The organism is Microbacterium sp. AC132 (assembly GCF_979258525.1).
Map to the genome: position 1 here is coordinate 1 of NZ_OZ409862.1, position 18,291 is coordinate 18,291.

The following is an 18,291-nucleotide window of genomic DNA, read 5'->3' on the forward strand; positions in this document are numbered from 1 at the left end:
GCAAGAACGAGCTTCACGGCCTGCTCGAGAAGTGGATCCCCCGCCTCGACGAGCGCAGCGACGCGTGGCTCGTCGTGCAGCGCAACCTCGGCGCGGATTCGCTGCAACGGTGGATCGGCTCGACGTTCCATCCTGGTTTCAGCGTGCACCGCACCGCGACCTCCAAGGGCTATCGCATCCTCAAGGTGCGCAAGCACGGCACTCCGCCCACCGAGCCGATCGCTCTCGTCTGACGTCTCGCCGCAGCGACATCAGCGACCGAGAAGGTCGGGAAGGTCGCGCATGTCGGCGAACACGACGGCTCCTTCCTGTTCGAGCCACTCGGCTGGGGTGAGCCCGCCGGCGTAGCCGTATACCCGCATCCCGGCGGCTCGAGCGGCGCGGACGCCGAACCGGCTGTCCTCGACCACCGCGCAGTGTTCGGGGTGCACCCCGAGCCGATCTGCGGCGTGCAGAAAGAGATCCGGGGCGGGCTTACCGACGACCACGTCATCCACGCTGAAGATCCTTCCCTCGAATCGCGGGAGGAGACCGGTCATCCCGAGCGTTCTCCGGATCTTCGCATGGGTACCGCTCGAAGCCACGCACGTGGCCGTCACGATCTCGTCGAGTGCGCGCTCGACGCCGTCCACCGCGATCAGCTCAGCGAAGGCAGCGACGTACCACGGCTGATAGGTCGCCTCCCAGTCATCGCGAAGCGGGCTCCCGAGGAACGACTCGATCTCCGAGCGGAAGTAGGCGGCAGAACGTCCGACGAACCGGTGCACGATCTCGTCCGAGGACAGTTCCCACCCGAGATCGGCGAGTACCCGCCGGTCCACCTCGATCGAGAGCCGCTCGCTGTCGACGAGGACTCCGTCGCAGTCGAAGATGACCAGATCGATCGGACCGGTCGCGCCCATCAGATCAGGTCGACCTCGCCGCTGAACACGAGCTGCGCGGGGCCGGACAGCGCGACGTGCTCGCCGTCCTCCGCGGGGAACATGCGCACGCCGAGCGTGCCACCCGGCACCTCGACCCGCCAGTTGTCGGGCGCCTTCGCACCTGCCCAGTAGCGCACCGCCAGAGCTGTGGCCGCCACACCCGTGCCACAGCTGAGGGTCTCCCCCACACCGCGCTCGGAGACGCGCATCGAGACGTGCCCGATCCCGTCCCGCACAAGCGGCTCACCCGGGACGACGAACTCGACGTTCGCACCCGCGGGCGGGGTGGGTTCGAGCACCGGAGCACGGTGGAGTTCGAGTGAGGCGAGTTCCGCCTCGGATGCGAGGGCGACCACCACATGAGGATTCCCGACGTCGATGCCCAGCCCCGGGCGCGTGACGGGGAGCCCGTCCGCCGTGACAAGAGGGTCGTCGCCGGAGAGCTTCCACAGGCCGAGATCCACCTGATATCCCGTCTCACTGCGGGTCACGTCGCGCACGCCCGCCCGGGTTCCGATCGGGAGCGTCGACCCGGGCTGGATCGTGGCGAGCCCGGAGCGCACGAGATAGTGCGCGAAGACGCGGATGCCGTTGCCGCACATCTCGGCGATCGATCCGTCGGCGTTGCGGTAGTCCATGAACCATTCAGCTGCCGGCTCCTCAGCGAGTGACGCCCGCCCGTCCACGATCGCTGCAGAGCGCACGACACGAAGGATGCCGTCGGCTCCGATGCCGCGGTGCCGGTCACAGAGCACTGCGACCTGTTCCGAGCTGAGTTCCAGTGAGCCGTCGGGGTCGGCGATGATCACGAAATCGTTGCCCGTGCCGTGCCCTTTGGTGAATGCGACCATTCGTCCAGTCTAGAGATCTCGGCTAGGCGTCGACGATCAGGCGTCTGCCCGTGTTCGACACGGAGAATCGTTCGTAGCCCAGGTCGTCGTAGAAACCGAGGACGCCTTCGTTCCCCTCCCTGACCATGAGCTGCACCTTCGGGCAGCCCATGGCGACGAGAAGCCGTTCGGCCTCGCGCACGAGTGCTCTCGCGATCCCTCGTTGGCGGTGCGACTTGGCGGTCGCCAGGTAGTAGAGCCAGCCGCGGTGTCCGTCGTAGCCGGCCATGACCGTCCCGAGGATCGGTGCCGAGCTCGATTCGGGCTCGGTGCTCTCGACGACCAGAAACAGCTCCGGCTGCACCGTGAGCTTGCGCTCGATGTCGAGCCGCGGATCGTTCCACGGGCGCGTGAGCCCGGCCTCGTCCCAGAGCGCGACAACCGCCTCGGTGTGCGCCCGGTCGAACGCCCGGACCGGCCAGCTCTCGACTGCGCGCCGAGGGGCTGACGCCTCAGCCACGGCGCACGCGGTAACGCCCGCACATGAAGTTACGGTTGCGAGCCACCTCGAGGAGCTCGAGGTCCAGCATCCGCGGCAACAGGGGTGCCCCGGATCCGAGAGTGACCGGCGCGTACTGCACCCACACCTCATCGAGAAGACCCGCATCCGCGAACTGCCCGGCCAGGTCTCCGCCACCGACGACCCACAGATCCTTGCCGCCGGCGGCAGTGACCATCTCGGAGTGAACGGCGGTCACATCGCCCTGCGCCTTGCGGACGTCGGCGCCGACGGGAATCTCGAGCTCCCTGTGCGTGAACACCCAGGTCGGCTGCTCGTAGCCCCAGCGCCCTTCTTCGTGCTGCATGACCCAGTTGTAGGTCGATGCCCCCATGGCCAGCGCCCCGATCGTCTTCTCGAACGCCCCATAGGACATCGGTCCTTCGGCGTCGATGTCCTGCTTGAGGAGCCAATCGAGGGAGTGCTGGTCAGTCGCGATGAAACCGTCGAGGCTGCTCGCCGTGTAGAAGTGGGTGGCCATGCATCCACCTTCTCATCGGTCACCGACATCGCGCGATGGCGGTGAGGGAGATGTCGACTCAGGACTCGACGAGTGCCGTCGCGTCGACCGGGGGTTCGTGCCAGGTGAGACCCGGATACCGCTTGAACCAGGACACCTGACGTCGGGCATACCGACGCGTGAGGGCCTGCGTCTCGGCGATCGCCTCGTCTTGACTGAGCCGCCCGTCGATCTGCCCCAGAGCCTGGGAGTAGCCGATGGCACGCTGCGCAGTGACGCCATCCTCGAGCCCTTGCCGCCGGAGCCCCGCCACCTCGTCGACGAGGCCTGCACGCCACATCTGTTCGACCCGTGCGTCGAGCCGTTCGACGAGGACGCTGCGCTCGACATGGAGACCGATCAGTCGGGTGTCCGCCTGCCAGAGCGACGGCTGTTCCGGCAGAGCGGCACCGTGCGTGGCGCTGCCCTGCTCGAGCACCTCGAGAGCGCGGACCACGCGTCTCCCGTTGTGCGGGTCGACGCGCGCCGCCGTGGCGGGGTCGAGCGCTCTCAGCCGGTCGAGCATCGCCCCCGCACCCTCGTCCTCGAGCTCGCGTTCGAGCCGAGCGCGGATGACCGGATCGCGCGGCGGGAAGGCGAAGTCGAAGACGACGCTGGAGACGTAGAGTCCGGAGCCGCCGACGAGGATCGCGTCAGCACCACGGCGCTGGATATCGATGATCACGGAGCGCGCAAGAGGCTGATACCAGGCGACCGCCGCTTCCTCGTCAACCTCGCGCACGTCGAAGAGGTGGTGCGGAATACCGCGTCGGTCTGCGGCGGCGAGCTTCGCCGTGCCGATGTCCATTCCGCGGTAGAGCTGCATCGCATCGGCGTTCACGATCTCGGCTGCGTTGCCCCGCCGGCGCAGCGCCTCGGCGAGATCGAGCGCGAGATCGCTCTTGCCCGTCCCCGTCGCGCCGACGACTGCCCAGAGCCGCGGCGCATCGTGCGTGCCGCCCGGCTCCGTACCCGTCATCCCTTGGATACCGGCTTCGTCGCGAGCAGCGGTCACCTGCCGACGCGCAGCGTCGGCAGGCCGAGAGACACCGCCCGCGTGCCGTCGGGCGCCGCAGGCGCCGGCACGGCGCACGATTCCGCCTGGGCGCGATCCCACGCGTCCCCGCCGCGCGTGCGACGGATCTTGAGCGGGGAGCCCGTCGGGTCATCGGCGAGCAGGTGGAACGGAGCCGCATGGGTGATGGTCACCGAGACGACGTCACCGGGCCGGGGAACAGCCGACCCCGGGGTCACCTCGAAGTGCACGAGGCGGTTGTCCTCTCCCCGGCCGGTCAGCCTATGCGTCTCGGCGTCCTTCTTGCCCTCGCCCGTCGAGACGAGGACCTCGACCTCGCGGCCGATCTGCTTCTGGTTCTCTTCGAGCGAGATGCGCTCCTGCAGCGCGATGAGCCGGTTGTAGCGTTCCTGCACGACGGCCTTCGGAACCTGGTCTTCCATGGTCGCCGCCGGTGTGCCCTCGCGGATCGAGTACTGGAAGGTGAAGGCGCTCGAGAAGCGGGCCTGTTCGACCACCCGCATCGTGTCCTCGAAGTCCGCCTCGGTCTCACCGGGGAACCCGACGATGATGTCGGTGGTGATCGCGGCATGCGGAATGCGATCACGGACGCGGTCGAGGATTCCGAGGAACCTCTCACTGCGATAGGAACGACGCATGGACTTGAGGATGCGATCGCTGCCGGACTGCAGCGGCATGTGAAGCTGCGGCATCACAGTGGGAGTCTCAGCCATCGCGTCGATCACGTCGTCGGTGAACGCAGCCGGGTGAGGACTCGTGAACCGAATGCGCTCGAGTCCGTCGATCTCGCCCGCCGCGCGCAGGAGCTTGCCGAAAGCCTGGCGATCGCCGAACTCCACGCCGTAGGAGTTGACGTTCTGTCCGAGCAGGGTGACCTCGATGGCACCATCCTCCACGAGGAGGCGGACCTCGTTCAGGATGTCACCCGGACGCCGGTCCTTCTCCTTGCCGCGAAGGCTCGGAACGATGCAGAAGGTGCACGTGTTGTTGCATCCGACCGAGATGGACACCCACCCGCTGTGCGCAGAGTCGCGCTTGGTCGGGAGCGTCGAGGGAAACACCTCGAGCGACTCGAGGATCTCCAGCTCGGCGTCACCGTTGTGTCGCGCTCTCTCGAGAAGGCCGGGAAGCGACCCCATGTTGTGCGTGCCGAAGACCACATCGACCCATGGGGCCTTATCGAGAACGGCTTGCTTGTCCATCTGGGCGAGACAGCCCCCGACGGCGATCTGCATGCCGTCCTTGCGGCGCTTCACCGAAGCGAGCTGACCGAGGGTCCCGTAGAGCTTGCCCGCGGCATTGTCGCGAACTGCGCACGTGTTGATGATCACGACATCGGCCTCGGCGCCGTCCGTGGCTCGGACGTATCCCGCACTTTCGAGCGAGCCCGAGAGACGTTCGGAATCGTGGACGTTCATCTGGCAGCCGAAGGTGCGGACCTCGTACGAACGCTGGCGCCCGTCACGGTCGATTGCGGCTGACGACGACGCGATGATCGTCGGTTCACTGCGCGGGATAGTCATGATCTCCCCATTGTACGAGCGGTTCCCCCTCGCTGCCGCTGCCGCTGACCGGCCAGCGCCGGGCGAGGTGCGCGCCCTCCCGGGTGTCAGTCCGAATCAACGAATCGGACCCGCGACGACGAGCCGGAAGATTCCTCGGCGAGGGCCGTCTTCGCAGCCGTCATCGCGATGGAACCGTTGTACCCGCGACGTGATAGCTGACCGACGAGGCGTCTCAGAGCAGTATCCGGGTCGAGGCGCGACATCGATCGTGCTTTCGAGCGAGCGTACTCGAGTGCACGCTCCGCGTCGTCGTCGGGAACGTCGCCCAATGCCGCGTCGATCACATCGCGGGGAATCCCCCGCTGCGAGAGCGCTCGCGACAGAGCGACCCTTCCCTGTCCTTTTCGCTCGATTCCCGACATCACGAGCTGATCGGCGAGAACCGCGTCATCGAGGTAGCCGCGGCGACAGAAGTCGTCGATCACGTCGTCGATCGATCCGGAGTCGAGCCGGACGCCGTTCTCTTCGTAGCCCTTGAGCACCATCCGCGCCTCGGACAAAGAGAGCGATCGAGCCCTCAGCTTGCGCACGAGAAGCTCCTCGGCGTCGACACGCAGCTTCGACGGATCGACTCCGCTCTCATCTGCTGAGTCTTCGTGCGGCTGCAGTGCACGCAATCGGGGAGCAGACCGAGCCGCAGCGCCACGAGCTGGATGCCGTTCGCTGGGCCCACGAGAGTCGACGAGTGGAGCTGGAGCCGAGTCGCCGGTGGATGCGACTCCTGCCGCCGTCGATTCCACGAGGCCTGCGTCTTCCGCGGCGCGGGGGGTGACTGCATCGGACCCGGCAGTACTTCGATCGACCGGCTTCATCCGCGCGGAATCGCGGCCGAACAGAGGGATGATGGGGGCGAGCTCCTGAGGCTCGCCCCCGCCATCACTCATGGTTCACTCCGGTTGCGCCACAACCGCGAACCATCACGATCATGCCGGGCGGCGCTCGGCGAGCTCGTCAGCAGGTGCCTCGGTGGCTCCTCCGATGCCGAGCTTCTGCTTGATCTGGGTCTCGATCGCCAGCGCGATGTCGGGGTTCTTGAGCAGGAACGTTCGCGCGTTCTCCTTGCCCTGTCCCAGCTGGTCACCGTCATAGGTGTACCAGGACCCGGACTTCTTGACGATGCCGTGCTCCACACCGAAGTCGATCAGGCTGCCCTCACGGGAGATGCCGACGCCGTAGAGGATGTCGAACTCAGCCTGCTTGAACGGCGGAGCCATCTTGTTCTTCACGACCTTGACCCTCGTACGGTTTCCGACTGCGTCGGTGCCGTCCTTCAGAGTCTCGATTCGGCGGATGTCCATTCGGACGGACGCGTAGAACTTCAGCGCCTTTCCACCCGCGGTGGTCTCCGGCGAGCCGAAGAAGACACCGATCTTCTCTCGCAGCTGGTTGATGAAGATCATCGTGGTGTTCGTCTGGTTGAGCCCACCGGTGAGCTTTCGCAGCGCCTGAGACATCAGACGAGCCTGCAGACCCACGTGGGAGTCACCCATCTCGCCCTCGATCTCGGCTCGAGGCACGAGCGCGGCCACGGAGTCGATGACGATCAGGTCGATCGCCCCGGAGCGGACGAGCATGTCCGCGATCTCGAGCGCCTGCTCACCCGTGTCGGGCTGCGAGACGAGAAGGGCGTCGATGTCGACACCGAGCTTCGCGGCGTAGTCAGGGTCGAGCGCGTGCTCGGCGTCGATGAAGGCAGCGATTCCGCCGGCGCGCTGAGCGTTGGCGATCGCGTGGAGGGTGAGCGTCGTCTTACCCGACGACTCAGGACCGTAGATCTCGACGATTCGTCCACGCGGCAGTCCTCCGACGCCGAGGGCGACATCGAGAGCGATGGAACCGGTCGGAATGACGGCGACAGGCGCACGCTCGTCGCTGCCCAGTCTCATGACCGACCCCTTTCCGAACTGACGATCGATCTGGGCGAGGGCGGTCTCGAGGGACTTCTCGCGGTCAGCGGGTGATGGCATGACGTGCTCCTTATGCTCGCGTGGTGCCGCCTGTAGGCTGTCGCGGTCCTCCCGGCTGGGCGGAACTCTCCGACAAGGCGTATGGCTCTTCGGCTTGTTCTTCACCGTAGGAGGAGCCTCCGACATTGCGTCGTCAGCACCGCGAAACAGGGAGAGAAACGTCTCTGAACCACTTGTGCAGAAGACTACGCCCGTTTCGAACACATATTCGACGACACGCCGTCGCGGCGTGTCGCAAATCGAAACCGCCTCGAACGCGGCCCTCGCCGCGAACGCCTCAGAGGGTCATCGCTTGCGCGGCTCCAGACGACCTGCACCGTGTCGCCGCTCCAGGGGGACATCCGTCTCGGCGCACAGCGCCAGCCAGATCTCGCGCGGTGCGACGCCAGCGTCCAGCGCTTCGTCGGCAGTGCGCCCGGCGAGCTGAGTCAGAACGAGGTCGCTGATCAGAGATGACCCGCGACCGCCGAATTCCGCGTCGACTGCGCGGAGGAACTCACTACGTCGCATCAGAGGCTATGAGAGTCCGACGTTCAGTGGAGCGACAGCTCGGGCTCGACAGAAGCCACGAGGTCGTCCGGAACGACATCAGGGAAGACCTGAATGCCTTCGAGGACCGAGATCCGGTCGCCGACCTCTCGCATGATGATCGAGATGGGAACATCCAGAGCGTCAGCCACCGAGGCGAGAATCTCACTCGATGCTTCCTTCTGGCCCCGCTCGACCTCGCTGAGATAGCCCAGCGCCACAGAAGCCTTGCTTGCAACCTGCCGGAGCGTCCGCCCCTTCTGCAGGCGGAAGTCCCTCAGCACATCGCCGATTTCCTGTCGTACAAGAATCATCGGAACCTCCTCCCAGATCGCCTTCTCGAGGTCTCCCTCGAAGAGACCGCCAGTCTAGTCCTACCGACCTTCACAAAATCTACCTTCGCACGCTGTGCTTTCGGTGTGAGCACATAGGAGATAACGGAGCGCACCCATCCCCTATTCCCGCAGAACCCGAGCGAGCATATCGATCGCCGCGTCGACCGCCTGCGCCCGCACCTCGGTACGATCACCGTCGAATCGAAACACCTCCGTCACCGAGGAATCCGGCGTCACCACGGCCACATGCACCGTGCCGACCGGCTGACCGTCAGGTGAGTCCGGCCCCGCGATACCCGTGGTCGAGACGCCGACGTCGGCAGGGGCCCCGTCGACGTTCAACGCACCGCGCACCCCCGCCGCCATCTGAAGAGCGACGTCGGGGTGCACGGGACCGTGCGCGTCGAGCAACGCGTCGTCGACGCCCAGCAGCGTGTGCTTCACCGGAGTGGCGTACGCGACGATCGCTCCGCGGAGCGAGGCCGACGCCCCCGGCACGGAGACGAACTCGGCAGCGAGAGCACCGCCCGTCAACGACTCCGCGACACCGAGCGTCCAGCCACGCTCGACCAGCGCGGCGAGCACGGCCGACGCAGATGTCACGAGGGCTGCCGCGCGCCTCGTACCTGCGCGACGATGTAGTCGATTCCGCTCGCCACGGTGAGGATCAGCACGAGCACCATCAGGATGGCGGTCACGAGCAGCCACGGCTCCAGCCCGATCACGACGTGCAACGGAAGCAGCGCCCAGGACAGGGCCACCGCCTGCACGGCCGTCTTGATCTTGCCCATCCAGGCCGCAGCCACGACGTGCTCCTTCGCGACAATAAGACGGTGGATCGTGATGCCCCACTCCCGGATGAGGATGATGATCACCAGCCACCAGTTCAGCTCGCCCAGTATCGCGAGACCGATGAATCCCGCGCCGGTGAGCAGCTTGTCGGCGATCGGGTCCCAGAGCTTTCCGAAGTCGCTGACGATCTCGTAGCGGCGGGCCAGATAGCCATCGACCCAATCGGTCGAGATCGCGACGATGAAGAGAACGGCGGCGATCCAGCGGACAGCGATGTCGTCGAGTCCGAACGTGCCACCGATCAGCAGAAGGACGAAGAAGATCACCGCGAGCGGTATGCGCGCGACCGTGATCGCGTTGGGAAGCTGCCGTGGAATGGCCATCAGTCGCGTCCCGTCAGTCCCCAGGCGTCTTCGTCGCCATCGTCTTCAGCCTCGACCACAGGAAGTCCCTGGAACTGCGCCTCGACCGGGTCGTGCGGCGTTCCGGCAGCAGTCGCGGCCGAGGAGGGGGCAGGCGGCTTCGGCGGAGTGTCGTCGCCTCGCAGCTTCGCCATGACCTGGGGCAGCTGTTCGGCCGTCGCCAGCACATCGCGCGCCTTGGATCCTTCTGACGGGCCGACGATCTCTCGCGACTCGAGGAGGTCCATCAGGCGACCGGCCTTCGCGAACCCGACGCGGAGCTTGCGCTGCAGCATCGACGTTGACCCGAACTGCGACGACACGATGAGTTCGGCCGCGGCGAGAAGAAGCTCGAGATCGTCGCCGATGTCCTCGTCGACCTCCTTCTTCTTCGTGGGCTCCAGCGCTTCCTGGACGTCGGCGCGGTAGTCCGGACGAGCCTGACGCGTCACGTGCTTGACGACCGCGTCGATCTCCTTCTCATCGACCCACGCACCCTGCAATCGGAACGGCTTGGACGACCCCATGGGCGAGAACAGCGCATCGCCCTGTCCGATCAGCTTGTCGGCGCCGGGGCTGTCGAGGATCACGCGGCTGTCTGTGACGCTCGTGACGGCGAACGCGAGGCGTGAGGGGACATTCGCCTTGATCAGACCGGTCACGACATCGACGCTGGGTCGCTGCGTCGCGAGCACGAGGTGGATACCGGACGCGCGTGCGAGCTGGGTGATGCGGACGATCGAGTCCTCGACATCGCGCGGGGCGACCATCATCAGGTCCGCCAGCTCGTCGACGACGACGAGGAGGTACGGGTAGGGCTTGAGCACGCGTTCGCTTCCCACGGGAAGCTCCACCTCGCCGGCGCGGACGGCACGGTTGAAGTCGTCGATGTGACGGAACCCGAACGACGCGAGGTCGTCGTACCGCATGTCCATCTCCTTCACGACCCACTGCAGCGCTTCCGCCGCCTTCTTGGGGTTCGTGATGATGGGTGTGATCAGGTGCGGCACCCCGGCGTAGCTCGTCAGCTCCACGCGCTTGGGGTCGATCAGGACCATCCGCACATCCGTGGGTCGGGCGCGCATGAGCAGACTCGTGATCATCGAGTTGACGAAGCTCGACTTTCCGGAGCCGGTGGAACCGGCGACAAGCAGGTGAGGCATCTTCGCGAGGTTGGCGATGACGATGTTCCCACCGACGTCCTTTCCGACGCCGATCGTCATCGGGTGGGTGCTCTTGTGCGCTGCCGGAGACCTGAGCACATCGCCGAGCGCGACCATCTCCTTGTCGGCGTTCGGGATCTCGATTCCGATCGCGCTCTTTCCGGGTATCGGCGACAGGATCCGCACATCGTTCGATGCGACCGCATAGGCGAAGTTGTTGCTCAGCTGGAGGATCTTCTCGACCTTGACGCCGTGCCCCACCTCGACCTCGTACTGGGTGACCGTGGGGCCACGCGAGAAACCAGTGACCTTCGCGTCGACCTTGAACTGTGTCAGCACGCTCGTGATCTGCTCGATCACCTTGTCGGTCGCCTCGGAGCGCGCGACCGGTGGAGGCCCTTCGACCAGAAGACCTGGCGACGGCAGCACGTACGGGGCGACGGGGGCCTGGGGGCCTCGCTCCCCCGGCCCTGCCGTGCCGAAGCCGTCGAGACCCGGAAGCTCCGGCATCTCTCCGGTGTCGGACTCGTCGTCGAGCAATGCGGTGGTCTGCTGCCCTGCCAGGGATTCCGTCACGGACCGCACGTCCGTCAGCACCTCCGTCGCCGCGTCGTACGGATCTTCCACGACGACGGCCTGATCGTAAGCCGGAGTCGGCTCGGAGGTCGTCAGCAGCGCGGTGATGTCGTCGGAGCCCAGGCTCCCCTCGTCGGGGTCTTCCTCACGGCCGGTCTTGTTCCGCCGCCACCAGGGAAGGACGTCGGGGTCGTCGACCTTGTCGGACTCGTCGATCGCCGCGGCTTCCTTCGCAGGCTTCTCGGTGCGCTCAGCGTCGAACATCCACGCGTAGAGGTCGCCCAGGCGCTGCCCGATACGGTTCGGCGGAGTCTTGGTCAGGATCAGGATGCTGAGTCCCGCCAGCAGGGCCAGGACGATATAGGCACCCACCGGAGTGAGATACGAGAGCGGCTCACCGATCATCCAGCCGAAGAGACCGCCCGCTTCGCTGAGCGCAGGCATGCCGTCCCGGGGCTGCGCACGAACGAGCAGTCCGGCGGAGTCGACTCGACCCGCTGCGATGTGGCAGAAGCCTGCCAGGGTGAGCACGAAGAGTCCGAAGCCGATGCCGATGCGCCCGTTGTCGTGGACGGACGAGGGATGGCGGAACAGCCACCCTGCCAGCAGCAGCAGCAGCACGGGCATGACGAAAGCCACGCGCCCGACCAGAAGCCCCACCGAGTAGGCGCTGATGTTCGACGCGACCTCGTTGCCGATGAAGAACCATTCGTTGACCGCTCCGGCGATCGCCAGAAGCACCAGCAGGAAGGGGAATCCGTCGCGCCGGTCATCCTTTTCGAGCGTCTCCGGGCCGAATGCCCGGAACAGGCCACCGACGCCGTGGGCGAGCCCGTTCCACGCTCGTACCGCCACCGGAGGCTTGTCGATCTCGTCGATGTACTTCTTCGGCGCAGCCTGGGCCTTCGGCGCAGCCTGCCGCTTCGGGCGAGGCGTGGCGCTCTCGGACGCGCGCGCGGACTTCGTGGTACTCCTGGCCATGCTCTCACGTTACGGCCAGAGGCCGACATTCACCCGTAATGACGCGGCATTCCGGCCGGTTCCCGGGCCCGCGAAGGGAGATCAGGACGTGCGATGCACCATCGTGTCACGGAGATCCCCCGCGTCGGTGACCACGAAACCCTCCGACCTATACAGGGCGTGCGCGAAGTTGTCCCGTTCGACGCTGAGGCTGATCCGAGGGTGCCCCTGCTCGCGCGCGTGGGTCACGAGGCGTCGAAGCAGGGTCCGTCCGACTCCGTGCGCCCGCCAGATCGGCTGCACTCCGATGATGAGCTCGGGCACCGCGGTTCCGACGAAACCGAAGCCTGCGTCGTCCGGTGCGAGCATCCGATACCACGCCGCACCAATGGGTCGCAGATCGGAGTCGAGCGCGATGAAACCGGCATCCGCCGGCCGCATCCACCCCGCGATGTAGCGCCGGTGCTCGACGGCGCTGAGAATCTCATGCCGAGCGCGTGCCCCGCCCGAGCGCCAGTTCGCCGCCTCGACGACCATGTCGCCGAGGAAGCTCCCGTCCGCCTGGTCGGCGGGTCGAATCGAGAAGACGTCCGGCATGGAGTGAGCCTAGGCCGTTCGCGTTACAGCCGAGTGTCGGTCGACTGGGAACCCGCGAACCACCGGGCTCCGATCACGCTTCGATGACCAGCGGGACGATCATCGGACGACGACGGAGCTTCTGGTTGACCCAGCGCCCGATGGTCCGACGGATGACCTGCGAGAGCGCATGCGTGTCGCGCACGCCGTTGCCGGAGGCCTCCTTGAGGGCGGCGATGATCTTCGGGGTGACGTCATCGAAGACGGAATCGTCTTCGGCGATGCCGCGCGCGTGGATTTCCGGACCGGAGATGATGCGACCGGTGGCGGCATCGACCACGACGATCACGGAGACGAAGCCCTCTTCAGCCAGGATCCGACGATCCTTGAGGTCTGCGTCCGTGATCGCGCCGACGGTCGAGCCGTCGACGTACACGAAACCGAGATCGAGCTGGCCGACCACTCGGGCGTCGCCGCCCTTCAGGTCGATGACCGTGCCGTTCGAGGCGATGATCGTGCGCTCGGCCTCGATGCCCGTGTCCTGCGCCAGCTTGGCGTTGGCGATCAGATGGCGGTACTCGCCGTGCACGGGCAGCACGTTCTTGGGTCGCAGGATGTTGTAGCAGTAGATGAGCTCACCCGCTGCAGCATGGCCCGAGACGTGCACCTTGGCGTTCGCCTTGTGCACCACGTTCGCGCCGAGCTTGGTCAGACCGTCGATCACGCGGTACACGGCATTCTCGTTGCCGGGGATGAGGCTCGAGGCCAGGATGACGGTGTCACCCGGTCCGGGCTCGATCGCGTGGTCGAGGTTGGCCATGCGACTCAGAACGGCCATGGGCTCGCCCTGCGAGCCGGTGGACATGTAGACGATCTTGTCGTCCGGAAGGTCGCGGGCCTTCTTGTAGTCGATGAGAAGACCGCTCGGCACCTTCAGGTATCCGAGGTCCTCGGCGATCGTCATGTTGCGCAGCATGCTCCGTCCGAGCAGCGCGACCCGTCGGCCGTGCGCATGCGCGGCGTCGAGAACCTGCTGCACGCGGTGCACGTGACTCGAGAAGCTCGCGACGATGACCCGGCGAGGCGCCTTGCCGATGACCTGATCGAGCACGGGGCCGATCGAGCGCTCCGTGGGAGTGAACCCGGGCACGTCGGCGTTCGTCGAGTCGACGAGGAACAGGTCGACCCCTTCCTCGCCGAGGCGGGCGAACGCGCGGAGGTCGGTGATGCGTCCGTCGAGCGGAAGCTGGTCCATCTTGAAGTCGCCGGTCGCCAGCACGAGGCCCGCGGGAGTGCGGATCGCCACGGCGAGTGCGTCCGGGATCGAGTGGTTGACCGCGATGAACTCGAGGTCGAACGGTCCGACCTGCTCCCGCTGGCCCTCCTTCACCGTGAGGGTGTAGGCCTTGATGCGGTGCTCCTTGAGCTTCGCCTCGACCAGCGCGAGCGTGAGGCCCGATCCGATCACGGGGATGTCGCTCTTCAGGCGCAGCAGGTAGGGAACGGCACCGATGTGGTCCTCGTGCCCGTGGGTGAGGACGACTCCGACGATGTCGTCGAGGCGGCTCTTGATCGGCTCGAAGTCCGGCAGGATCAGGTCGACTCCGGGCTGGTGCTCCTCCGGGAAGAGCACTCCGCAGTCGACGATCAGGATCTTGCCGTCGAACTCGAAGATGGTCATGTTGCGACCGATCTCACCGAGTCCGCCGAGCGGAGTGACCCGCAGCGTCCCCTCGTCGAGAGCTGCGGGTTCTGCGAGCGGGATGGACATGCTGTCTCCTCAGTCGGACACTCCACGCGTCCGTTCGTTCATGGTGACGCGCCTCGGCGCGTGCGTTCTCAGCGGGTCGTGCCGTGCACCTTCGGCAGGGCGCCGCCCGCGGCCGCGTTGCGGTCGGGGCGGAAGTTGGAGAAGTCTGCTCCCGGAACGTCCCTCACGAGATCGAGCTCGTCCTCGATGAGCGCGGCCTCCCACTCTTCGGGACCCACCAGGGGCAGACGCACGCGGGGGCTGGAGATCCGGCCCAGGCCGTGCAGGATGTACTTCGCGGCGACGGTTCCCGGGACATGCGTCATGACCGCGCGCACGAGCGGCTCGAGCCTCTTGTGCTCTGCCGTGGCCGTCGTCAGATCGCCTCGGTTGACGGCGTCGATGATGGTGCGGTACGGAGCCGCCGCGACGTTGGCGGTCACGCCGATCAGGCCGGTCGCGCCGATGGCGAGATGCGGCAGAACATTCGCGTCGTCTCCCGAGAAGTACATGAGGTCGGTCTGGTTCAGGACGCGGCTCACCTCGGAGAAGTCGCCCTTGGCGTCCTTCACTGCGAGGATGTTCGGGTGCTTGGCGAGGCGCAGGATGGTCTCGTACTTGATCGGCACGCCGGTGCGACCGGGGATGTCGTAGAGGATCACCGGCAGGTCGGTGGCGTCGGCCACCAGGCGGAAATGCGTGAGGATCCCGGCCTGGGTCGGCTTGTTGTAGTACGGCGTGACGATCATGATGGCGTCTGCGCCGGCCTTCTCGCTCGCCTTGTAGAGCTCGATCGCGTGCGCGGTCTCGTTGGATCCACCGCCGGTGATGATCTTGGCGCGTCCGGCCGAGACCGACTTTCCGACCTCGACGAGCTGGAGCTTCTCAGGGTCCGTCAGGGTCGAGGTCTCGCCGGTCGTTCCCGTCACGACGATTCCGTCAGCACCGGCGGTGATGACGTCATCGATGTGCTTCTCGACGGCGGGCCAATCGACTTCGCCGTCGGCCGTCATCGGAGTGACGAGCGCGACGAGAACCTGTCCGAAGGGGTTGCCCGAGTGCGTCATGCCCCCAGCGTATCGGTTCGGATGCCGCTCACCCAGACGAGGGACGGCGGATGACATCTCCCCGGACGATCGCGACCATCATCTCGATAGGGATCCACATAGGCTCGACTCCATGGCATGGGTCACACGCGAATCGTCGACGGTGTACGAGAACCGGTGGATCGAGGTTCGGGAGGACCAGGTCACGGGGCCCGGGGGCGATGGCATCTACGGCGTGGTGACCATGCGGCATCCGGCAGTCTTCGTCGTCGCACTCGATGACGAGGACCGCGTCTGCCTCATCACTCTCGAGCGCTACACGACCGGAGTGTCGATAGAGATTCCTGCCGGAGGAAGCGACGGCGAAGAACCGCTCGCTGCAGCGCAGCGCGAGCTGCTCGAGGAGACGGGCTTCGTCGCCGAGGACTGGACGGAACTCGGAACGATGAACGCCCTGAACGGGATCGCCCACGCCCCCGAGCACGTGTTCCTCGCTCGGGGTCTGACTCCGTCCGACGACTCCACTCACACGCAGGCGGAGGAGGGCATCGACGCCGTCACCTGGGTACCGTTCTCCGACGTCCTCGGCATGATCTCCGATGGCCGCATCACCGATGGAGAGACCGTGGCGGCGATCGGATACGCCGGTATCCGTCTGGGCAGATTCCGCTGATCTCCTAGCGCCCTCATTCGCGCACGGCGCGCCCACAGCGGGACGCGGTCGACGTTCAGATCAGACGCGGCCGCGACGTGCGACGCCGGAGGTCAGCGCGCTCGGAAGCAGGGACGCGACAGCGACGATCGCCTTGTAACGCAGCGACGGGATCGAGACGGCCCTTCCGCGCGCCGCGTCACGGAGCGCCTCGCGGACCACATTCCGCGCGTCGAGCCACATGAAGCCGGGAACGCCCTCGTGCCCCGGTTCGAGTCCCATCCGCTCGTGGAAGGTCGTGTGCGTGAAACCCGGGCAGACGGCGGTGACCGTCACTCCGTCGGGTGCGTACTCGACATTCGCCCAGCGGCTGAATCCGATCAACCAGCTCTTGCACGCGGAATACGTGGAGCGCGAGATGAACCCTGCGACGGACGCGACGTTGATGATCCGGCCCCCACGGCCGCGCATCGTCTGAAGCGCCGCGTGCATGAGCCGCATCGACGCCTCGACGTGAACGCGCAGATGGCGCACCTCGTCGTCGATGTCGTTGTCGGCGAACTGCAGCGGGAGGCCGAAGCCTGCATTGTTGATGAGAAGGTCGACCGGATCGGAGACATCACGGAGACGGTCGGCCACGCGCTCGACATCCTCGTCGATCGACAGGTCGGCGGGAAGCACCTCGACCGCGACACCGTGCTCGCTGCGCAACTCGGCCGCCACGACCTCGAGATCGCCGGCGGAACGTGCGACGAGGATCAGATCGGCTCGGCGCCGGGCCAACTGGCGCGCGAACTCTGCGCCGAGGCCGGCGCTCGCTCCGGTGATCAGTGCGGTGGGCATCAGCGCTCGTATCCCAGGAAGCGGAACCGGATGCCGGAGCGCGACGTCTGCCACTCCCCCTCGTTCACGAGCCGCCACCCGGCTTTGGACGGCGCATACGCGTCGCCGGAGACCTCGATGTCGAGCTCGGTGACTTCGAGGCGGTCGGCGTCGGCGATCACCAGGCGGAAGATCTCGGCGCCGCCGATGATCCATACCTTCTCGTGGCCGCGCACCGCGTCCGTGACGGTCGCGGCACGACGGGCGCCGTCCGCGGACCAGTCCTGCTGGCGGGTGATGACGATGTTCTCTCGCCCTGGAAGCGGGCGGAAGCGCTCAGGGAGCGAGTCCCACGTCTTGCGACCCATGATCACGGGAGCGCCGAGGGTGACTTCCTTGAAGTGAGCGAGATCCTCGGGGACGTTCCAGGGCATGCCGCCCTCTGCTCCGATGACGCCGCCGTGCGCCTCTGCCCAGATCAGCCCGACCCAGGTCATACCGCGACCGCCGCCTTGATCGGAGCGTGGTGCTGGTAATCCTCGACGACGAAGTCCTCGTAGTCGTAGTCGAGGATCGACTCGGGCTTCCGGGCGAACCTCAGCGTCGGGTATGGATACGGTTCGCGCGTGAGCTGTTCGTTCACCTGGTCGAGGTGATTGTCGTAGATGTGGCAGTCACCCCCGGTCCAGACGAAGTCACCCGGCTCGAGTCCCACCTGCTGGGCGACCATCAACGTCAGCAGGGCGTAGGACGCGATGTTGAACGGGACGCCGAGGAACAGGTCGGCGCTGCGCTGATAGAGCTGGCAGGAGAGCTTGCCGTCCGCCACGTAGAACTGGAACAGGGCGTGACAGGGAGCAAGCGCCATGTCGGGGATGTCCGCCGGGTTCCAGGCAGACACGATGAGTCGCCGGGAGTCGGGCGTCTGCCGGATCTGCTCGATCACCTGAGCGAGCTGATCGATGCTCTCACCCTCCGGCGTCGGCCAGCTGCGCCACTGCACTCCGTAGACCGGACCCAGATCGCCGTCGGCATCCGCCCATTCGTCCCAGATGGTGACGCCATGCTCCTGCAGCCACTTCACATTCGAGTCGCCCCTGAGGAACCAGAGGAGCTCGTAGGCGATCGACTTGAAGTGCACCCGCTTCGTGGTGATGAGCGGGAAGCCCTCGGAGAGATCGAAGCGGATCTGCCGCCCGAAGACGCTGGTGGTGCCGGTTCCTGTTCGATCGGACTTGTGAGTGCCGGACTCCAGCACGTCTCGGAGAAGGTCTTCGTACGGCGTCGGGACGGCTGCGCTCATGTGTGCCA

Annotated in this window: 20 protein-coding genes and 1 pseudogene; 2 read left to right on the forward strand and 19 right to left on the reverse strand. The window is 66.4% G+C overall.

Annotated features, from left to right (window positions below):
• A pseudogene (locus ACZZZQ_RS00005) lies at window positions 1–233 on the forward strand (16S rRNA methyltransferase); the annotation flags it as partial.
• An 18-nt stretch (window positions 234–251) separates the two neighbouring features.
• On the opposite strand, the gene ACZZZQ_RS00010 reads toward ACZZZQ_RS00005, so the two are convergent.
• The 16 genes from ACZZZQ_RS00010 to dapA all read right to left on the reverse strand — a co-directional run bounded on the left by ACZZZQ_RS00010 (window position 252) and on the right by dapA (window position 15,527).
• A complete protein-coding gene (locus ACZZZQ_RS00010) occupies window positions 252–902 on the reverse strand; it encodes an HAD family hydrolase (RefSeq protein ID WP_072591157.1) in 651 nt (216 codons plus the stop codon).
• The gene (dapF, locus tag ACZZZQ_RS00015; protein ID WP_053095842.1) at window positions 902–1,774 is read right to left on the reverse strand and encodes a diaminopimelate epimerase; all 873 of its coding nucleotides are present in this window, start codon (window positions 1,772–1,774) and stop codon (window positions 902–904) included. The genes ACZZZQ_RS00010 and dapF overlap by 1 nt, the downstream gene beginning before the upstream one ends.
• 22 nt (window positions 1,775–1,796) lie before the next feature.
• Window positions 1,797–2,273, reverse strand: a complete 477-nt coding sequence (locus ACZZZQ_RS00020; protein WP_056278525.1) for a GNAT family acetyltransferase — start codon at window positions 2,271–2,273, stop codon at window positions 1,797–1,799.
• On the reverse strand, window positions 2,266–2,793 hold the full coding sequence (locus tag ACZZZQ_RS00025) for a dihydrofolate reductase family protein (protein ID WP_056278524.1): 528 nt from the start codon (window positions 2,791–2,793) through the stop codon (window positions 2,266–2,268). The genes ACZZZQ_RS00020 and ACZZZQ_RS00025 overlap by 8 nt, the downstream gene beginning before the upstream one ends.
• A gap of 58 nt (window positions 2,794–2,851) precedes the next feature.
• Window positions 2,852–3,790 (reverse strand): tRNA (adenosine(37)-N6)-dimethylallyltransferase MiaA, encoded by a 939-nt coding sequence (gene miaA / locus ACZZZQ_RS00030; protein ID WP_463508073.1) that lies wholly within the window; start codon window positions 3,788–3,790, stop codon window positions 2,852–2,854.
• A 32-nt stretch (window positions 3,791–3,822) separates the two neighbouring features.
• On the reverse strand, window positions 3,823–5,370 hold the full coding sequence (gene miaB / locus ACZZZQ_RS00035; RefSeq protein ID WP_463506630.1) for a tRNA (N6-isopentenyl adenosine(37)-C2)-methylthiotransferase MiaB: 1,548 nt from the start codon (window positions 5,368–5,370) through the stop codon (window positions 3,823–3,825).
• A gap of 86 nt (window positions 5,371–5,456) precedes the next feature.
• Window positions 5,457–6,029, reverse strand: a complete 573-nt coding sequence (locus ACZZZQ_RS00040; protein WP_053095837.1) for a regulatory protein RecX — start codon at window positions 6,027–6,029, stop codon at window positions 5,457–5,459.
• A gap of 306 nt (window positions 6,030–6,335) precedes the next feature.
• Window positions 6,336–7,379 carry a recombinase RecA gene (gene recA, locus ACZZZQ_RS00045; RefSeq protein WP_053095836.1) on the reverse strand — a complete coding sequence of 348 codons (1,044 nt, stop codon included), beginning with the start codon at window positions 7,377–7,379 and terminating at the stop codon, window positions 6,336–6,338.
• Window positions 7,380–7,664: 285 nt separating this feature from the next.
• Complete coding sequence (locus tag ACZZZQ_RS00050) at window positions 7,665–7,889, reverse strand: DUF3046 domain-containing protein (RefSeq protein ID WP_053095835.1); 225 nt, start codon at window positions 7,887–7,889, stop codon at window positions 7,665–7,667.
• 23 nt (window positions 7,890–7,912) lie between these two features.
• Complete coding sequence (locus tag ACZZZQ_RS00055) at window positions 7,913–8,221, reverse strand: helix-turn-helix domain-containing protein (RefSeq protein ID WP_042541772.1); 309 nt, start codon at window positions 8,219–8,221, stop codon at window positions 7,913–7,915.
• Window positions 8,222–8,362: 141 nt separating this feature from the next.
• On the reverse strand, window positions 8,363–8,845 hold the full coding sequence (locus ACZZZQ_RS00060; RefSeq protein ID WP_372983631.1) for a CinA family protein: 483 nt from the start codon (window positions 8,843–8,845) through the stop codon (window positions 8,363–8,365).
• Entirely contained in the window at window positions 8,842–9,417 is a 576-nt protein-coding gene (pgsA, locus tag ACZZZQ_RS00065) for a CDP-diacylglycerol--glycerol-3-phosphate 3-phosphatidyltransferase (RefSeq protein WP_072591151.1), read from the reverse strand. The genes ACZZZQ_RS00060 and pgsA overlap by 4 nt, the downstream gene beginning before the upstream one ends.
• Window positions 9,417–12,155, reverse strand: coding sequence for an FtsK/SpoIIIE family DNA translocase (locus ACZZZQ_RS00070; protein ID WP_463506631.1), 2,739 nt, complete (start codon window positions 12,153–12,155; stop codon window positions 9,417–9,419). Before ACZZZQ_RS00070 ends, pgsA begins: the two co-directional genes overlap by 1 nt.
• 81 nt (window positions 12,156–12,236) lie before the next feature.
• Complete coding sequence (locus ACZZZQ_RS00075) at window positions 12,237–12,731, reverse strand: GNAT family N-acetyltransferase (protein WP_056278507.1); 495 nt, start codon at window positions 12,729–12,731, stop codon at window positions 12,237–12,239.
• Between the two features lie 73 nt (window positions 12,732–12,804).
• The gene (locus ACZZZQ_RS00080; protein ID WP_400340922.1) at window positions 12,805–14,481 is read right to left on the reverse strand and encodes a ribonuclease J; all 1,677 of its coding nucleotides are present in this window, start codon (window positions 14,479–14,481) and stop codon (window positions 12,805–12,807) included.
• A 68-nt stretch (window positions 14,482–14,549) separates the two neighbouring features.
• Window positions 14,550–15,527 carry a 4-hydroxy-tetrahydrodipicolinate synthase gene (gene dapA / locus ACZZZQ_RS00085; protein ID WP_372983634.1) on the reverse strand — a complete coding sequence of 326 codons (978 nt, stop codon included), beginning with the start codon at window positions 15,525–15,527 and terminating at the stop codon, window positions 14,550–14,552.
• A 112-nt stretch (window positions 15,528–15,639) separates the two neighbouring features.
• Between dapA and ACZZZQ_RS00090 the strand changes: the two genes are divergently transcribed.
• Window positions 15,640–16,179 (forward strand): NUDIX domain-containing protein, encoded by a 540-nt coding sequence (locus ACZZZQ_RS00090; RefSeq protein WP_056278504.1) that lies wholly within the window; start codon window positions 15,640–15,642, stop codon window positions 16,177–16,179.
• A gap of 60 nt (window positions 16,180–16,239) precedes the next feature.
• Here the strand turns inward: ACZZZQ_RS00090 and ACZZZQ_RS00095 are convergent, their stop codons facing one another.
• The 3 genes from ACZZZQ_RS00095 to ACZZZQ_RS00105 are packed head-to-tail and all read right to left on the reverse strand — an operon-like array spanning window position 16,240 to window position 18,283.
• Complete coding sequence (locus tag ACZZZQ_RS00095; protein WP_372983635.1) at window positions 16,240–17,001, reverse strand: SDR family NAD(P)-dependent oxidoreductase; 762 nt, start codon at window positions 16,999–17,001, stop codon at window positions 16,240–16,242.
• The gene (locus ACZZZQ_RS00100) at window positions 17,001–17,477 is read right to left on the reverse strand and encodes a dihydrofolate reductase (protein ID WP_053095826.1); all 477 of its coding nucleotides are present in this window, start codon (window positions 17,475–17,477) and stop codon (window positions 17,001–17,003) included. Before ACZZZQ_RS00100 ends, ACZZZQ_RS00095 begins: the two co-directional genes overlap by 1 nt.
• A complete protein-coding gene (locus tag ACZZZQ_RS00105; RefSeq protein WP_463506632.1) occupies window positions 17,474–18,283 on the reverse strand; it encodes a thymidylate synthase in 810 nt (269 codons plus the stop codon). Before ACZZZQ_RS00105 ends, ACZZZQ_RS00100 begins: the two co-directional genes overlap by 4 nt.
• Window positions 18,284–18,291: the final 8 nt, after the last annotated feature.

Excerpts from the sequence above, each read along its gene's own strand:
- ACZZZQ_RS00050 (WP_053095835.1), bottom strand. The coding sequence starts at position 7,889 with ATGCGACGTAGTGAGTTCCTCCGCGCAGTCGACGCGGAATTCGGCGGT.
- miaA (WP_463508073.1), bottom strand. The coding sequence starts at position 3,790 with ATGACGGGTACGGAGCCGGGCGGCACGCACGATGCGCCGCGGCTCTGG.
- ACZZZQ_RS00025 (WP_056278524.1), bottom strand. The coding sequence starts at position 2,793 with ATGGCCACCCACTTCTACACGGCGAGCAGCCTCGACGGTTTCATCGCG.
- recA (WP_053095836.1), bottom strand. The coding sequence starts at position 7,379 with ATGCCATCACCCGCTGACCGCGAGAAGTCCCTCGAGACCGCCCTCGCC.
- ACZZZQ_RS00090 (WP_056278504.1), top strand. The coding sequence starts at position 15,640 with ATGGCATGGGTCACACGCGAATCGTCGACGGTGTACGAGAACCGGTGG.
- miaB (WP_463506630.1), bottom strand. The coding sequence starts at position 5,370 with ATGACTATCCCGCGCAGTGAACCGACGATCATCGCGTCGTCGTCAGCC.
- ACZZZQ_RS00075 (WP_056278507.1), bottom strand. The coding sequence starts at position 12,731 with ATGCCGGACGTCTTCTCGATTCGACCCGCCGACCAGGCGGACGGGAGC.
- dapA (WP_372983634.1), bottom strand. The coding sequence starts at position 15,527 with ATGACGCACTCGGGCAACCCCTTCGGACAGGTTCTCGTCGCGCTCGTC.
- ACZZZQ_RS00080 (WP_400340922.1), bottom strand. The coding sequence starts at position 14,481 with ATGTCCATCCCGCTCGCAGAACCCGCAGCTCTCGACGAGGGGACGCTG.
- ACZZZQ_RS00010 (WP_072591157.1), bottom strand. The coding sequence starts at position 902 with ATGGGCGCGACCGGTCCGATCGATCTGGTCATCTTCGACTGCGACGGA.
- ACZZZQ_RS00055 (WP_042541772.1), bottom strand. The coding sequence starts at position 8,221 with ATGATTCTTGTACGACAGGAAATCGGCGATGTGCTGAGGGACTTCCGC.
- ACZZZQ_RS00070 (WP_463506631.1), bottom strand. The coding sequence starts at position 12,155 with ATGGCCAGGAGTACCACGAAGTCCGCGCGCGCGTCCGAGAGCGCCACG.
- dapF (WP_053095842.1), bottom strand. The coding sequence starts at position 1,774 with ATGGTCGCATTCACCAAAGGGCACGGCACGGGCAACGATTTCGTGATC.
- ACZZZQ_RS00105 (WP_463506632.1), bottom strand. The coding sequence starts at position 18,283 with ATGAGCGCAGCCGTCCCGACGCCGTACGAAGACCTTCTCCGAGACGTG.
- ACZZZQ_RS00100 (WP_053095826.1), bottom strand. The coding sequence starts at position 17,477 with ATGACCTGGGTCGGGCTGATCTGGGCAGAGGCGCACGGCGGCGTCATC.
- ACZZZQ_RS00095 (WP_372983635.1), bottom strand. The coding sequence starts at position 17,001 with ATGCCCACCGCACTGATCACCGGAGCGAGCGCCGGCCTCGGCGCAGAG.
- pgsA (WP_072591151.1), bottom strand. The coding sequence starts at position 9,417 with ATGGCCATTCCACGGCAGCTTCCCAACGCGATCACGGTCGCGCGCATA.